We start from the raw sequence: 14,555 nt of genomic DNA, 5'->3' as shown, positions 1-14,555 counted from the left end.
AAATAATTGAGTTCTGTATTATACAGAACTCAGAATATTATTAATTGATCTATTTGATTTTATAGGTTGATCTTTATAAGAAAACTAACGTTTAAACATACCACCTAAACCACCAAGCCCACCTAAGCCGCCTCCGCTCATTAAGCCTTGCATGCCGCGCATCATTTTCGCCATTCCACCTTTGCGCATTTTCTTCATCATACGTTGCATTTCGTCAAATTGTTTCAGCAACTTATTCACATCTTGCACTTGTGTACCAGAACCTAATGCAATACGACGACGGCGAGATCCTTTGATAATATCTGGATTGGCACGTTCTTTTAAGGTCATGGAATTAATAATAGCTTCCATTTTGATGAACATTTTGTCATCTACTTGATTTTTGACATGATCAGGTAAGTTTTTCGCACCCGGTAATTTTTCAAGCATCGACATCATGCCACCCATTTTTTTCATCTCGCGGAGCTGTTCACGGAAATCGTCTAGGGTGAAATCATCGCCTTTCTTGAATTTCTGTGCCATTTTTTCCGCTTTTTCGCGATCCACTGAACGTTCAAGATCTTCGATAAGGGAAAGCACATCACCCATGCCTAAAATACGCGACGCTACACGATCAGGATGGAATGGTTCAAGGGCTTCTGTTTTTTCACCCACACCAAGGAATTTAATCGGTTTTCCTGTGATTTGACGAATAGATAAGGCCGCACCGCCACGTGCATCACCATCCACTTTGGTTAAGATAACCCCCGTAAGTGGCAAGGCTTCATTGAAGGCTTTTGCTGTATTAGCCGCATCTTGACCGGTCATCGCATCAACCGTGAAAAGCGTCTCAATTGGATTTAATGTTGCATGAACTTGCTTGATTTCATCCATCATCTCGCTATCAACGTGTAAGCGACCCGCGGTATCCACGATTAATACATCGTAAAATTTGAGTTTAGCGTCAGCAAGTGCCGCTTTTGCAATCTCTACCGGTTTTTGTTTGACATCCGATGGGAAGAAATCCACGCCAACAGATTGTGCTAAGGTTTCAAGCTGTTTGATCGCCGCAGGACGATATACGTCGGCAGATACCACGAGCACTTTCTTTTTATGACGTTCGCGTAAGAATTTCGCTAATTTACCCACGCTGGTGGTTTTACCTGCACCTTGCAAACCCGCCATTAAAATAACTGCAGGTGGCTGTGTTGCTAAGTTTAAGCTCTCATTGGCTTCACCCATGGCTTTTTCGAGCTCACGTTGAACGATTTTTAAGAACTCTTGGCCTGGTGTTAAGCTTTTATTGACTTCTTCGCCTAATGCGCTTTCTTTTACTTTGGCGATAAATTCACGTACGACAGGCAACGCAACGTCAGCTTCTAATAAAGCCATACGTACTTCGCGTAGGGTTTCTTTAATATTATCTTCAGTTAAGCGACCTTTACCGCTAATGTTGCGTAGCGTTTTGGAAAGGCGATCCGATAAATTCTCAAACATTTTAAATCCTGTTTTTTCTTAAAAAATTGCCGTGATTATACCGAAATTTGGGCGTTTTTCATCATTTCAAATAAAATTATGGCGATCTAGAGAAAAGATCCGTTAAAATAAGAATAATTCCTAGTAAAGAGAACGCATTATGTGGTTTGCCCTTTTTTCGATTATTTTTTACATTCTTAGTCTATTGCTGATCGCTCCATTTTTGATGAACTCATCAGAAGGGAAGTTGAGTCAAAGCAAAATTCCATTTTTTCTGACCGCACTTGTCGCAATTATTCTGCATGCGGTCAGCACTTTTCCTTTGTTAGAGGATTTGGCCTCAGGGCAGAGTTTTACGCTAATGGAAATCGCTTCTTTAATGAGCGTAATTATTGCTGCCTTAGCGACGCTTTCAATGTTTCTGGTTTCCACGATGTGGTTTGTTTTACCGATAGTGTATGCGTTTTCGATCATTAGCTTGATCTTTGCGACATTCTTATCAAGCCATATCATTCAGATGCTTAATCAAAATACATTGATGCTGTTCCATATCGGCTTGTCGCTGTTTACCTATGCAGTTTGTTTTATTGCAACGCTTTATGTGATTCAGTTGGTCTGGTTAGACCGTAATTTGAAAAAACGTAAAATTCAATTTTCGCCAGCGATTCCACCATTAATGGCGGTAGAACGTCATTTCTTCTGTTTATTTGCGATGGGAGAAGTATTACTGACACTGACTTTAATTTCGGGTACTTATCATGTATTACAAGCGGTGACTCTAGAAAATCTGCACAAAGCAATTTTCTCTTTCCTTGCTTGGATTAGTTTTGGTATTGCTTGTTTTGGTCATTGGCGATTAGGCTGGCGTGGAAAAAGGATGATTATTTACGCAATTTCAGGTATCATTCTGCTCACGATTGGCTATTTTGGTAGCCGTTTGATTTAATCAAAATCAAAGAACAGGTAAAAAGTGCGGTGAAAATAACCGCACTTTTTGTTGATTAACGAACAAAAGGATTTACCCTTGGACAGTATCCCCCTTAGTACTTTATTTATTACACTCATTATTTGTTTAGTTTTATCAGCCTATTTTTCCGGCTCAGAAACCGGATTACTCTCTCTCAATAAATATCGCCTTCGTTTTATGGCGGAACAAGGTAATAAAGGGGCGCAAAAAGCAGAAAAACTGCTCGAAAAGCCTGATACCTTGTTAAGTTTTATTCTGATTTTTAATAACCTTGTTAACATCAGTGCCTCAGCTATTGCAACCATGATTGGTATGCGTTTATATGGCGATGCGGGTGTGGCTATTGCAACAGGTTTATTAACCTTTGTGATGCTTGTTTTTTCTGAAATTTTCCCTAAAACCGTCGCGGCGATGCACCCAGAGAAAGTGGGCTTTTTTTCAAGTCACATTTTGTCGCTATTGTTAAAAGTATTCTATCCATTAGTTTGGTTAATGAATATTTTCACGAAAACGTTAATGCGAATGGTGGGTTTAAAACCCGATATGCAAAAACAAGTGATTAGCCGTGAAGAACTACGTAGTATTGTATCAGAAGCGGGAGAAGCCACACCCGATGAACAGCATCCACAAATGTTGCTCTCTATTTTAGATATGGAAACGGTTACCGTCGACGATATCATGGTGCCACGTAATGAAATAGCAGGGATTGATATTGATGATGATTGGAAAGCCATTATGCGTCAGCTTAATCATGCACCACACAACCGAATTGTGTTGTATAAAGGTAGCCTTGATGAGCAAGTATTAGGGATTTTGCGTGTGCGTGAAGCCTTTCGTTTGTTATTAGAAAAAAATGAATTCACCAAAGAAACTTTATTACGTGCCGTCGATGAAGTGTACTTCATTCCAGAAGGGACACCACTTAAAACACAATTAGCGAATTTCCGTACGAAAAAAGAACGTATTGGTTTAGTAGTGGACGAATATGGTGACATTAAAGGACTCGTCACGCTTGAAGATATTTTAGAAGAAATTGTGGGTGATTTTACAACCACTACTGCACCGACTATTGAACAAGAAGTCGTTCAGCAATCTGATGGTTCGATGATTATTGAAGGCTCGGCAAATCTTCGTGATTTGAATAAAATGTTTGGTTGGGAATTAGATACAGAAGATGCACGCACCTTTAATGGTTTGATTCTCGAGCATCTTGAAGATATTCCTGATGAAGGAACTGTTTGTGAAATCAATGGCTTAAGAATTACCATTTTAGAAGTCAGCGATAACATGATCAAGCAAGCAAAAGTGGAGAAGTTAGCCTCCTAAATATGGCTTTTTCTGACTGCTCTTTTTTAAGAAGTACGTTATTTTTACAAAGGATTGAATATGACGGATGAGATTCGTTTAACACAATACAGCCACGGCGCAGGTTGAGGCTGTAAAATTTCGCCTAAGGTGTTAGGGACAATTTTACAGACTAAACTCGAAAAATTTGCTGACCCCAATTTATTAGTGGGAAATGAAACAGCGGATGACGCTGCGGTTTATGATCTTGGCAATGGTACTGCAATTATTAGTACCACGGATTTCTTCATGCCAATTGTGGATGATCCTTTTGATTTTGGTCGTATTGCCGCAACCAATGCCATTAGCGATATTTTTGCAATGGGCGGTAAGCCGATTATGGCAATTGCCATTTTAGGTTTCCCGATTAATAAATTGCCGGCGGAAGTGGCACAGAAAATTGTTGATGGTGGCCGTTTTGCTTGTCATCAAGCGGGGATTTCCCTTGCAGGAGGACACTCGATTGATGCACCAGAACCTATTTTTGGTTTAGCGGTAACAGGCGTTATTGCAACGGATCGTGTAAAACGTAATGCCTCAGCAGAAGCGGGTTGTAAGCTTTATTTAACCAAACCATTAGGTATCGGTGTGCTGACTACTGCAGAGAAAAAAGGCAAATTAAAACCAGAACATCAAGGATTGGCAACAGCAGCCATGTGTCAAATGAACCTGATTGGTAGCCAATTTGCAGAAGTTGCAGGTGTAACCGCCATGACGGATGTAACTGGTTTTGGTTTATTGGGGCACTTAGCTGAAATCTGTGAAGGCTCAAATCTTAATGCGGTTGTGCATTTTGATAAAATCAAATTATTAGATGGCGTAGCAGATTACATTGCAGAAGGTTGTGTCCCAGGTGGAACCAACCGTAACTTTGAAAGCTATGGTCATAAAATTGGTCCTCTTACGGATTATCAAAAGGCGGTACTTTGCGATCCTCAAACCTCTGGTGGCTTGTTGATTGCGGTGAAACCAGAAAGTGAGGTGGAAATCTTAGAGATTGCGAAAAAAGCCGGTATTGAGCTTAGCGAGGTCGGTGTATTAAAACCTCATCAAGAGGGTGTATTGGTTAAAGTTGAATAAATTATTTTCGTCAAAATAAAAGTGCGGTGAAATTCACCGCACTTTTTTATTCTTTATTTTCCTTGTTTTCTTTGTTGTTGGAATACATCGAGTCAATAATATGACGATAGCGTTCCATAATCACTTTTCGGCGTAATTTTAGCGTAGGCGTGATTTCACCAAGTTTTACGCTAAATGCTTGAGAGAGTAGCGTAAATTTCTTCACTTGCTCGAAGTGCGCCAATTCTTTTTGAAGACTTTCGATACGTTGTTCAAACATCTTGATAATTTCAGAGTGTTTGAGTAATTCCATGCGATCTTGATACTTAATATTCAGTTTTTTCGCATATTCTTCTACGCTATCAAAACAAGGCACGATCAACGCTGAAACATATTTTTTTGCATCAGCAATAATTGCAATTTGTTCGATAAATTTATCTTTACCAATTTTACCTTCGATATATTGCGGCGCAATGTATTTACCGTTAGACGTTTTCATCAATTCTTTAATGCGGTCGGTAATAAATAAATTACCTTCAGCATCAAATTCACCGGCATCTCCCGTTTTTAAGAAGCCATCTTCAGTGAAGGCTTGGGCCGTTTCTTCAGGTTTTTTATAGTAGCCTTTCATCACCATGCCACCACGAACCAGAATCTCGTTATTTCCCCCAATTTTAACTTCGGCATTTGGCATTAATTTACCAATAGAATTTGGATTAAAATGATGGTCATCCCAACAAGAAACGGTAGCTGTGGTTTCAGTCATGCCGTAACCAAGTTTGATATTAATCCCAATACTATGGAAGAAAAGCCCAATGGTTGGTTCTAATTTTGCACCACCGCAAGGCATCATTTTAATACGTCCGCCTAACAATGAACGCAGTTTAGACAGTACCAGTTTATCAGCAAGCGCATAGCGTTTTTGCAAGAAGAACGGGATTTTTTTATTTTGAGAGAGAAGATCAAAACGTTTTTGCCCCACTGCAATCGCCCAGTGGAAAATCATCTGACGAATAAAAGGGGCTTTTTGTACTTTATCAAGCACGGCAGAATAAATTTTTTCATAGAAACGCGGTACTGCACACATAAAGGTTGGGCGCACTTCTGTTAATGTTTCACGTACTTGATTGGTATCTTCGAGATAACAAAGGATTGCTCCACGATGTAACACATAGGCAACCCAAGCTCGCTCAAAAATATGGCTAAATGGTAAAAAAGAAAGTGAAACCTCATCTTGATTAACATCTAATGCAATATCATGGGCTTCAAGTTGATGAGCCAAGTTATTGTAATCGAGCATTACGCCTTTCGGTTCACCTGTTGTGCCAGAGGTGTAGATGATCGTGAATAAATCATCCATCGTTTTATTTGCCAAGCGAGTTTCAAATTCAGTCTGAAATTCGGCTGTACTTAATTGAATTAAATCTTCCCAATGGCAAGAAAGAGTGTTTTCACTCAGTTGAATTTGTTCTTTCATGGCCACGATTTTTTGTAATTGTGGACACTGATGCGCAATTTCTAACGCTTGATCATATTGTTCTTGATCGCCAACAAACAGAATTTTGACATCGGCATGATTTAAAATAAATTCTGCCTGTTGTGCCGTATTGGTTGCATAAATTGGAACGGTGATAGCTCGGACTTGAAGTGCCGCAATATCGGCGATTGTCCAACGTGACATATTGTGCGCAAAAATTGCAATTTTATCTTGTACTTGAATATTGCAAGCAAGAAAAGCTAATGAAAGCTGATCAAGCTGTTGTTGGAATGAGTTCCATGAAATATCTTTCCACAAGCCATTAATTTTATGGCGAAGTGCGGTTGCATTTTGACGAGTTTTTGCCTGCTGGCGAATTCGATTGACGAAATGACGTTCTAAATTCATATAAGCCTTATTTGAGCGAACAACTGTACGCTAATATAAACGAAATAAATTTAAAATCTAGTAAAATGTTATTATTTTGTGAATATAGAATAAATAATAGACATATTATTTTTCTATTTTTATATTGAAATGAGCAATAAAGAATATATAAAGTATTGAGAAAATTTAAATTGATTAGAAATAAAAAACCGCTCTAAAAAGAGCGGTTAATTTTTTAGCTATTTTGATTAGCCTTTGTAGTTGTATACGTGTGCAACTAAGTCTAATACTTTGTTTGAGTAACCAGTTTCGTTATCGTACCAAGATACTAATTTAACGAAAGAGTCAGTTAATGCAATACCTGCATCAGCATCAAATACAGAAGTTAAAGTACAGCCGTTGAAGTCTGTAGAAACTACTGCATCTTCAGTGTAGCCTAAAACGCCTTTTAATTCGCCGTTGAAAGTTTTACCTTCAGCTGCATCTTTGATTGCTTGTTTGATTTGTTCGTAAGTTGCTGGTTTTTCTAAGTTTACAGTTAAGTCAACTACAGAAACGTTTGGAGTAGGAACACGGAACGCCATACCAGTTAATTTACCGTTTAATGCTGGTAATACTTTACCCACAGCTTTCGCAGCACCGGTAGATGAAGGGATGATGTTTTGTGATGCACCACGACCACCGCGCCAGTCTTTAGCTGATGGACCATCAACAGTTTTTTGAGTCGCTGTTGTTGCGTGAACAGTAGTCATTAAACCATCTTTGATACCGAAAGTTTCGTGAACAACACGTGCTAAAGGTGCTAAACAGTTTGTAGTACAAGAAGCGTTAGACACGATGTCTTGACCTGCGTATGCACCGAAGTTTACACCACGTACGAACATTGGTGTGCTATCTTTAGAAGGACCAGTTAATACGACTTTTTTCGCACCAGCAGTGATGTGTTTGCGTGCTGTTTCATCAGTTAAGAACAAACCTGTTGCTTCAACTGCAACATCAACGCCGATCGCACCCCAGTTAAGGTTTGCAGGATCACGTTCAGAAGTAACACGGATAGTTTTACCGTTTACGACTAAGTTACCGTCTTTAACTTCAACAGTACCGTCAAAACGACCGTGAGTTGAATCGTATTTCAACATGTAAGCCATGTATTCAACGTCGATTAAGTCGTTGATACCTACAACTTCGATGTCATCGCGATGTTGTGCTGCACGGAATACGATACGACCGATACGGCCGAAACCGTTGATACCAATTTTAATAGCCATAAGATTTTCACCTTCTATTTTTTAAGTTAAACAAAATCGTTGCTCTAACGAGTTCCCGCCGATTATAGCATGGGCATTTTGATAAAAAAAAGGGTATATACCACTTTTTTGTGATCTCGATCACTTTTTAACAATTTGGTAAAACAAATGAAAATTTGACCGCACTTTTCATTTTCTTTTTGTATAATAAAAACAAACAACAAGAAGAGGTTTCAATTATGTCTCAAGGTAATTTATATATTCTTTCTGCACCAAGTGGGGCGGGCAAGTCATCATTAATTTCGGCGTTATTAGAAAAAAATCAAGGCACGAAAAAAATGGTGTCTATTTCACACACAACGCGTTCTCCTCGTCCAGGCGAAAGTCATGGTGTGCATTATTATTTTGTTTCAGTAGAAGAATTTGAAACCTTAATTGCAAAAGGCCACTTCTTAGAATATGCAAAAGTGTTTGGTGGTAATTATTACGGCACTTCATTACCAGCAATTGAAGAAAACTTGGCTAAAGGCATTGATGTGTTTTTAGATATTGATTGGCAAGGTGCACAGCAAATTCGTCAAAAAGTACCTTCTGTAAAAAGTATTTTTATTTTGCCTCCCTCATTGCCTGAATTAGAACGTCGCTTGATTGGACGTGGACAGGATAGTAAAGAAGTCATTGCGGAGCGAATGTCAAAAGCAATCAGCGAAATTTCGCATTATGATGAATATGATTACGTTATTGTGAATGATAATTTTGAACAGGCATTAGCGGATTTGCAGAGCATTTTGCAGGCAGAACGCTTGACTAAAGCTTATCAACAAACAGAAAATGCAGACTTAATTCATCAGCTACTAGCAAAATAAGCTTGAATTGAGTACAATATTTTCCCTTTATAGACATTATTTTTAACATCGGAGTAAAACATGGCTCGAGTGACTGTGCAAGATGCAGTAGAAAAAATTGGTAACCGTTTTGATTTAATTTTAACCGCCGCTCGTCGTGCAAGACAATTAGAGTTACATCAAAGTGAGCCGTTAGTGCCGGAAGAGAACGATAAGCCAACTGTCATTGCATTACGTGAAATCGAAAAAGGGTTAATCAACCAAGAAATCATGGATGCAAAAGAGTATTTAGATGCGGCAGTTTCTCAACGTAACGAAGAAGTGGCAGTAGCGTTAATCGCAGAATAATCTCATTAAAGTGCGGTCAAAATTAAAGCTATTTTGATCGCCTAGTCTTTCTCTCTACAAAAAGTCAGGTGTCCTTTGGAATTGTTTGCAGATTTAGATCGAATTATTCAGGGGTATTTGCCCGCCGATAAAATTGAATTAATCAAACGTGCATTCGTCATTGCGCGAGATGCTCACGAAGGACAATTTCGCTCAAGCGGCGAACCTTACATTACTCATCCTGTTGCGGTAGCTTCAATTATTGCGGAAATGCATTTAGACCATGAAGCAATCATGGCTGCATTATTGCATGATGTTATCGAAGATACCCCTTATACTGAATCCCAATTAAAAGATGAATTTGGCGCTAGCGTAGCCGAAATTGTGGAAGGCGTATCTAAACTAGATAAATTAAAATTCCGCACCCGCCAAGAAGCACAGGTTGAAAACTTCCGAAAAATGATTTTAGCGATGACTCGAGATATTCGTGTCGTCTTAATCAAACTGGCTGACCGTACCCATAATATGCGAACACTGGGAGCATTACGTCCAGATAAACGTCGTCGAATAGCAAAAGAAACCCTAGAGATTTACTGTCCATTAGCTCACCGTTTAGGCATTGAACATATCAAGAATGAATTAGAAGATTTATCTTTTGAGGCAATGCATCCTCGTCGTTATGAAGTGCTTAAAAAATTCGTCGAACAGGCACGTGGTTCCCGTCAAGAATTGATCCAACGTATTTCTAATGATATTTCACAACGCCTTGAGGATGCGGGTATTCCAAGTCGTATTTGGGGACGTGAAAAACATCTCTATAAAATCTATCAAAAAATGCGCATGAAAGATCAGAAATTCCATTCGATTATGGATATTTATGCTTTCCGCGTTATTGTGAATTCGGTTGATGATTGCTATCGTGGATTGGGACAAATGCATAGTTTGTATAAGCCTCGCCCGGGTAAAGTGAAAGATTATATTGCTGTGCCACGCGCAAATGGCTACCAAGCTTTACAAACCTCAATGATTGGCCCTCATGGTGTGCCCGTGGAAGTCCACTTGCAAACTGAAGAGATGGAACAGGTTGCCGAAATGGGAATTACCGCCCATTGGGTGTATAAAGAAGGTGGTAAAAACGATAGCACCACGGCTCAAGTGCGTGCACAACGTTGGTTACAAAGTTTGGTGGATATTCAACAAAATGTGGGTAACTCCTTTGAGTTTATTGAAAATGTAAAATCAGAGTTTTTCCCGAAAGAAATTTATGTCTTTACGCCGAAAGGTCGTATCGTTGAATTACCAATGGGCGCAACAGCTGTCGATTTTGCTTATGCCGTGCATTCTGATGTGGGAAATCATTGTGTTGCGGCAGTAGTAGAGCATAAACCTTATCCATTATCACAAGCTTTAGAATCTGGTCAAACCGTTGAGATTGTGACCAGTGAAAATACTCATCCAAGTGTTAGCTGGTTAAACTTTGTAGTGACCGCTCGCGCAAGAACTCGTATTCGTCATTTCTTAAAATTATTGCGTGCAGATGATGCCGTTCAAACTGGTAAAAAACAGTTGGAAATGGCTTTGAAACCACATTATCTCTCTGAAGTTTCTGAAGAGAAAATCCAAGCCGTATTGAATGAATTGAATCTCTCAAGCCTTAATGAGCTTTTTGAGGAAATTGGTGTGGGCAATCAAATGTCGAGCGTTATTGCTCACCAATTAATGGATGAAGCTATTGAAATTGATGTGGATGGTGTTTCTGAAAATACGCAAAGCACACTAACATTGAGCCGAGATGGTGAAATGAAAGCATCTTTCGCTCAATGTTGTCATCCAATTCCGGGCGATCCAATCGTAGCATTAAGCACCGCGAAGAAAGGTGTGGTTGTTCATCATCAAGCTTGTTCGAATTTAGCATCAAGTAATACGAAAGATTTTACTGCCGCAAAATGGGAAGAGGCTGAAAGTGCGGTCAATTTTGATGCCGAATTACACATTGAAATGCTTAATGAACAAAATGTATTAGGTAGCCTCATGACAGCCGTCGCGACTTGTGAAAGTAATATTCAAAGTATTTGGACGGAAGAATTAGAGAATAATGTGCTATTAGTCATTATCCAAGTTGGCGCGAGAGATATCTATCATTTAGAAAACATTATGCGAAAAATAAAACAAATTACCAGTGTGATTCGTTTGAAGCGCAATATTAATGAAGCATAATGAGCACGCAACTTCTCGATGCCGTTCCTCTAACCACTTTATCTGGTGTTGGGGCGGCAATCTCCGATAAATTAAGCCGTCTTGGAATTCATAATCTCCAAGACTTACTTTTTCATTTACCTATCCGTTATGAAGATCGCACGAGAATTACGCCTATTGCTGATCTTCGTCCTGAACAATATGCCACCATTGAAGGTGTTGTTCAAACCTGTGAAGTTGCCTTTGGGCGCCGTCCTATTTTAACTGTAAGTCTCTCTGATGGAACGAGCAAGATTATGCTCCGTTTTTTCAATTTTAACGCGGGAATGAAAAATAGTTTTCAGATTGGTACGCGCGTCAAAGCGTTCGGTGAAATTAAACGTGGACGCTTTATGGCGGAAATACATCATCCTGAGTATCAAATCATTCGGGATAATGCACCATTGGTTCTAGAGGAAACGCTCACGCCGATTTATTCCACAACAGAAGGTTTAAAACAAAATTCATTACGTAAGTTAACCGATCAAGCATTGGCTTTACTCGATAAAATCCAATTAACGGAAATTTTACCTAATGAATTTAATCCGCATCCTTTTAGCCTAAAGGAGGCTATTCGATTTTTGCATCGTCCACCACCAGATATCTCATTAGATATTTTGGAGAAAGGACAGCATCCGGCACAACAACGACTTATCTTTGAAGAACTTCTTGCACATAATCTTGCGATGCAAAAAGTGCGGTTGGGTACGCAGCAGTTTTTAGCGTTACCATTGCATTATCAAACCGATTTGAAACAACGTTTTCTTGCATCTTTGCCTTTTCAACCAACGAATGCTCAAAATAGAGTGGTGGCCGATATTGAACAGGATTTAGCAAAAGATTATCCGATGATGCGACTTGTTCAAGGTGATGTGGGCTCAGGGAAAACGTTAGTTGCTGCCTTAGCTGCCTTATTAGCGATTGATAATGGTAAACAAGTGGCATTAATGGCGCCAACGGAAATTTTGGCTGAACAGCATGCGAATAATTTCCGCCGTTGGTTAGAGCCTTTCGGTATTGAAGTTGGCTGGTTAGCGGGTAAGGTGAAAGGGAAAGCTCGCCAAACCGAGCTAGAAAAAATTAGGTCTGGTGCGGTACAAATGGTGGTGGGCACGCATGCTTTGTTCCAAGAGGAAGTGGAATTTGCTGATTTAGCCTTGGTGATTATTGATGAACAGCATCGTTTTGGTGTGCATCAGCGTTTAATGTTGCGAGAAAAAGGCGAAAAAGCAGGATTTTATCCACACCAACTGATTATGACGGCAACGCCAATTCCGAGAACTTTAGCGATGACGGTTTATGCCGATCTCGATACGTCAATTATTGACGAATTGCCTCCAGGTAGAACGCCGATTACGACAGTTGTTCTTTCTGAAGAGCGTCGAGATGAAATCGTTGCTCGAGTCAAAAACGCCTGTATTAATGAAAAACGCCAGGCTTATTGGGTTTGTACGTTAATTGATGAATCTGAAGTATTAGAAGCGCAAGCTGCAGAGGCAATTTGGGAAGATTTAACGAAATCCTTGCCAATGCTCAAAATTGGTCTTGTACATGGGCGAATGAAACCGCAAGAAAAACAAGATATTATGGCTGCCTTTAAAAATGCAGAACTCGACTTGCTTGTGGCGACAACCGTAATCGAAGTAGGCGTAGATGTACCGAATGCCAGTCTCATGATCATTGAAAATGCTGAGCGTTTGGGTTTATCACAACTTCATCAGCTGCGTGGACGAGTAGGGCGTGGCAGTACGGCGTCTTTTTGTGTCTTAATGTATAAACCGCCGTTGGGCAAAGTGTCGCAAAAACGTTTACAGGTGTTGCGTGATAGCCAAGATGGCTTTGTGATTTCGGAAAAAGATTTAGAAATTCGCGGTCCAGGTGAGGTGTTAGGCACCAAACAGACGGGAATTGCCGAATTTAAAGTGGCGAATTTAATGCGCGATCGTAAAATGATCCCAACAGTTCAACATTATGCTAAGGCATTAATTGTAAAATATCCGGATGTGGCAGAAAGTTTAATCCGCCGTTGGCTAAATAATCGAGAAATTTATTCGAATGCCTAAAGTGCGGTTATTTTGGAAAGAGTTTTATAAATGAATAAATCAACGGTACTTTTCTTTGATTCTGGAATGGGGGGCTTAAGCGTTTATCGCGAAGCGAAAAAGCTGATGCCAGATAACCATTATTTGTATTGCTTTGACAATGCTGGCTTTCCTTATTCAGAAAAATCAGAAGAAACAATTATTCAGCGAACATTGGGTATTTGTAAAAAAATTAATCGGAATTATCCACTTGATGCCATTGTGATTGCTTGTAATACCGCGAGTACGGTGGTGTTACCGCCTTTACGTGAACAATTTTCTATTCCTATTGTGGGCACCGTACCTGCCATTAAGCCGGCGGCAGAAATATCACAAACGAAACATATTGGACTATTGGCGACAAAGGGGACGGTTAAACGCCCTTATGTTAATGAGCTTATCCATCAGTTTGCCGCCCATTGTGTGGTTGAACGGTTAGGCTCAACTAAATTGGTTGAAATCGCAGAGCATAAAATCCAAGGGAGATCGGTTGATTTGATTGCATTGAAAAATGAATTAAGTCCCTGGGCCTCAATAGAGAATTTAGATACGATTTGTTTAGGCTGTACGCATTTCCCTTTAATTAAAGATGAAATTCAAATTTGCTTACCTCAAGTGAAGAATTTTATGGATCCAGGATTCGCTATTGCCAAACGGCTACAATTTTTACTTGATAAATTAGAAGTGCGGTCAAAATCTGAGATGAAAAATCAGGTTTTTTGTACGCAAGATGTAGAGAATAAGTACCAATTAGAACAAGCGTTGGCTCTCTGGGGATTTGATGGAATTACCGTTTTAAAATGATTTTTTCTCGTCACGTTGATGCGTTTGTAAGCAAATAGCAAAAAAATTTACATTTTTTTACAAAAAGATCTTGCAAAGGCGTCTGAAATGCCTATAATACGCCCCACACAACGACGCACTGTTGTGAATCTTAAGAAAAACCAGTGCGTCGTTATTTTTTGCTCTTTAACAATATATCAGACAATCTGTGTGGGCACTTGTTGATTGACTTGTTTTAAAAATATTTTTTAATTTTGAAGTCTTAATAGGTGCTAACTAGAAATTCATATACTTTTTAAGTAGTGACATTTTATGTCAGCAGTATTGAGCGATTGAACTTGAATTGAA

Annotated in this window: 11 protein-coding genes; 8 read left to right on the top strand and 3 right to left on the bottom strand. The window is 39.4% G+C overall.

Annotated features, from left to right (window positions below):
• Positions 1-84 precede the first annotated feature (84 nt).
• On the bottom strand, positions 85-1,476 hold the full coding sequence (gene ffh / locus ADA56_RS03910) for a signal recognition particle protein (protein WP_049369373.1): 1,392 nt from the start codon (positions 1,474-1,476) through the stop codon (positions 85-87).
• Between the two features lie 139 nt (positions 1,477-1,615).
• On the opposite strand from ffh, the gene ADA56_RS03905 reads away from it, so the two are divergent.
• From ADA56_RS03905 to selD, 3 genes are all read left to right on the top strand, one after another.
• Entirely contained in the window at positions 1,616-2,401 is a 786-nt protein-coding gene (locus ADA56_RS03905; RefSeq protein WP_049369367.1) for a cytochrome C assembly family protein, read from the top strand.
• Between the two features lie 78 nt (positions 2,402-2,479).
• Positions 2,480-3,748: an HlyC/CorC family transporter gene (locus tag ADA56_RS03900; protein WP_049365011.1), complete on the top strand. Its 1,269-nt coding sequence runs from the start codon at positions 2,480-2,482 to the stop codon at positions 3,746-3,748.
• A 60-nt stretch (positions 3,749-3,808) separates the two neighbouring features.
• Positions 3,809-4,846, top strand: coding sequence for a selenide, water dikinase SelD (gene selD, locus ADA56_RS03895; protein ID WP_080972335.1), 1,038 nt, complete (start codon positions 3,809-3,811; stop codon positions 4,844-4,846).
• A 46-nt stretch (positions 4,847-4,892) separates the two neighbouring features.
• On the opposite strand, the gene ADA56_RS03890 is transcribed toward selD, so the two are convergent.
• Together ADA56_RS03890 and gap are read right to left on the bottom strand one after the other, a co-directional pair.
• Complete coding sequence (locus ADA56_RS03890) at positions 4,893-6,710, bottom strand: AMP-dependent synthetase/ligase (RefSeq protein ID WP_049369364.1); 1,818 nt, start codon at positions 6,708-6,710, stop codon at positions 4,893-4,895.
• A 227-nt stretch (positions 6,711-6,937) separates the two neighbouring features.
• Entirely contained in the window at positions 6,938-7,957 is a 1,020-nt protein-coding gene (gene gap, locus ADA56_RS03885; RefSeq protein WP_049369358.1) for a type I glyceraldehyde-3-phosphate dehydrogenase, read from the bottom strand.
• Positions 7,958-8,175: 218 nt separating this feature from the next.
• Between gap and gmk the strand changes: the two genes are divergently transcribed.
• The 5 genes from gmk (at position 8,176) to murI (ending at position 14,228) form a co-directional block, all read left to right on the top strand.
• The gene (gene gmk, locus ADA56_RS03880) at positions 8,176-8,802 is read left to right on the top strand and encodes a guanylate kinase (RefSeq protein ID WP_049369356.1); all 627 of its coding nucleotides are present in this window, start codon (positions 8,176-8,178) and stop codon (positions 8,800-8,802) included.
• Positions 8,803-8,862: 60 nt separating this feature from the next.
• The gene (gene rpoZ / locus ADA56_RS03875; protein ID WP_049369354.1) at positions 8,863-9,129 is read left to right on the top strand and encodes a DNA-directed RNA polymerase subunit omega; all 267 of its coding nucleotides are present in this window, start codon (positions 8,863-8,865) and stop codon (positions 9,127-9,129) included.
• A gap of 75 nt (positions 9,130-9,204) precedes the next feature.
• Complete coding sequence (spoT, locus tag ADA56_RS03870; protein WP_049369353.1) at positions 9,205-11,325, top strand: bifunctional GTP diphosphokinase/guanosine-3',5'-bis pyrophosphate 3'-pyrophosphohydrolase; 2,121 nt, start codon at positions 9,205-9,207, stop codon at positions 11,323-11,325.
• Positions 11,325-13,406 carry an ATP-dependent DNA helicase RecG gene (gene recG / locus ADA56_RS03865; RefSeq protein WP_049369352.1) on the top strand — a complete coding sequence of 694 codons (2,082 nt, stop codon included), beginning with the start codon at positions 11,325-11,327 and terminating at the stop codon, positions 13,404-13,406. Before spoT ends, recG begins: the two co-directional genes overlap by 1 nt.
• Before the next feature lie 30 nt (positions 13,407-13,436).
• Entirely contained in the window at positions 13,437-14,228 is a 792-nt protein-coding gene (murI, locus tag ADA56_RS03860; RefSeq protein WP_049369347.1) for a glutamate racemase, read from the top strand.
• Positions 14,229-14,555 lie beyond the last annotated feature (327 nt).

It is taken from the genome of Parahaemophilus parainfluenzae (assembly GCF_001055095.1).
In the GTDB taxonomy this organism is placed as follows: Bacteria; Pseudomonadota; Gammaproteobacteria; order Enterobacterales; family Pasteurellaceae; genus Haemophilus_D; species Haemophilus_D parainfluenzae_Z.
Note: the sequence above shows the minus strand (reverse complement) of the source record. Positions and strands in the feature narration are given on the sequence as shown.

What these genes read in the sequence shown, in the direction of transcription:
- ffh (WP_049369373.1), bottom strand. Translation starts at nt 1,476, where the DNA reads ATGTTTGAGAATTTATCGGATCGCCTTTCCAAAACGCTACGCAACATT.
- ADA56_RS03905 (WP_049369367.1), top strand. Translation starts at nt 1,616, where the DNA reads ATGTGGTTTGCCCTTTTTTCGATTATTTTTTACATTCTTAGTCTATTG.
- ADA56_RS03890 (WP_049369364.1), bottom strand. Translation starts at nt 6,710, where the DNA reads ATGAATTTAGAACGTCATTTCGTCAATCGAATTCGCCAGCAGGCAAAA.
- gap (WP_049369358.1), bottom strand. Translation starts at nt 7,957, where the DNA reads ATGGCTATTAAAATTGGTATCAACGGTTTCGGCCGTATCGGTCGTATC.
- gmk (WP_049369356.1), top strand. Translation starts at nt 8,176, where the DNA reads ATGTCTCAAGGTAATTTATATATTCTTTCTGCACCAAGTGGGGCGGGC.
- rpoZ (WP_049369354.1), top strand. Translation starts at nt 8,863, where the DNA reads ATGGCTCGAGTGACTGTGCAAGATGCAGTAGAAAAAATTGGTAACCGT.
- recG (WP_049369352.1), top strand. Translation starts at nt 11,325, where the DNA reads ATGAGCACGCAACTTCTCGATGCCGTTCCTCTAACCACTTTATCTGGT.
- murI (WP_049369347.1), top strand. Translation starts at nt 13,437, where the DNA reads ATGAATAAATCAACGGTACTTTTCTTTGATTCTGGAATGGGGGGCTTA.